The 1,504-nt window shown below is 71.7% G+C and carries 1 protein-coding gene; it reads left to right on the forward strand.

All coding sequences use genetic code 11. The features are described from left to right. A partial coding sequence (locus BIV25_RS45525; protein WP_143076839.1) for an amino acid adenylation domain-containing protein occupies positions 1 to 1,504 on the forward strand: 1,504 nt, incomplete at both ends.

The raw sequence follows: 1,504 nt of genomic DNA on the forward strand, positions 1-1,504 counted from the left end.
ATCGAGGTGCTGGGGCAGGACGAGCGGGAGTGGCTGGTGCGGCGGGTCAACGACACCGCGCATCCGGTGGCCGCCGGTACCCTGCCGGACGCCTTCGAGGCGCAGGTGGCGCGTGAGCCGGAGCGGGTCGCGGTGATCGCCGAGCGGGAGACGCTGACCTACGGCGAGTTCAACCGGCGTGCGAACCGGCTGGCGCACTGGCTGATCGAGCAGGGCGCGGGTCCCGAGACGCTGGTCGCGGTGCGCATCCCGCGTTCGGTCGAGCTGCTCGTCGCGGTCTACGCGGTGGTCAAGGCGGGTGCGGCGTACGTGCCGCTGGACACCGAACTGCCCGAGGACCGGGTGCGGCACATCCTGGACAGCGCCAGGCCGCTGGTCGTGCTCACCGAGGACCTTCCGGACGTCTCCGCCTACCCGGGGACGAACCCCGGGCGGACGCTGTCGCCGGACAACACGGCCTACGCCATCTTCACCTCCGGTTCCACCGGCCGGCCCAAGGGCGTGCCGGTCGAACACCGGTCGATCATGAACCGCATCGCCTGGGGTCTGGAGCACTTCGACGTCACGGTCGAGGACCGGATGCTGGTGAGCACGTCGGCGAGCTTCGACGCGTCGGTGCCGGAGATGTTCTCCAACCTGCAGATGGGTGCCTGTGTCGTCGTCGCGAGCGCGGAGGGGCGCCGTGATCCGGCCTATCTGGCCGACCTGATCCAGCGCGAGGGGGTGACCGGCGCGTTCTTCGTGCCGTCCCTGCTGTCGGCGTTCGTGACCGAGCCGTCGGCCGCGCACTGCTCCAGCCTGCGCTGGATCGAGGTCGCGGCCGAGGCGTTCCCGGCCGCGCTGGCCAACCGGTTCGTCGAGCTGCTGCCCGGCTGCTCCGCGAACAACCTGTACGGCCCCACCGAGGCGACCGTCGAGGTCACCGGCTGGCAGCACGTGCCGGGCGCGGACCGGGTGCCGATCGGCGCGCCGATCTGGAACAACCAGGTCTACGTCCTCGACGCCGCGCTGCGCCCGGTCGCCCCGGGGGTCGCCGGCGAGCTCTACCTGGCCGGCGTCTGCCTGGCGCGCGGCTATCTGGGGCAGACCGGGCTGACCTCCGAGCGGTTCGTGGCCTGCCCCTTCGGCGAGCCCGGCACCCGGATGTACCGGACCGGCGACCTGGTCAAGTGGAACAAGGACGGCCAGGTCGAGTACCTCGGCCGTACCGACTCCCAGGTCAAGGTCCGCGGCTTCCGCATCGAACTCGGCGAGATCGAACACGTGCTCACCGGGCACCCCTGCGTGAAGCAGGCCGCGGTCGTGGTCCGCGAGGACCAGAAGGGCGACCAGCGCCTGGTGGCCTACGTGGAGCCCGACCCGGACACCGCGGTGGCCGACGCCGCCGCCCAGCTTGCCCAGCAGCACGCCCAGCGCGGCCTGTACGACCATGGACATGGTCATCCCGCGCTCGTCGGCCAGCTTCTGCAGTCCGGCCGCCGTCCGCGGTGCCACCTCAAGTCCG

The sequence above is a fragment of the Streptomyces sp. MUSC 14 genome, from assembly GCF_001866675.1.
Lineage (GTDB): Bacteria > Actinomycetota > Actinomycetes > Streptomycetales > Streptomycetaceae > Streptomyces.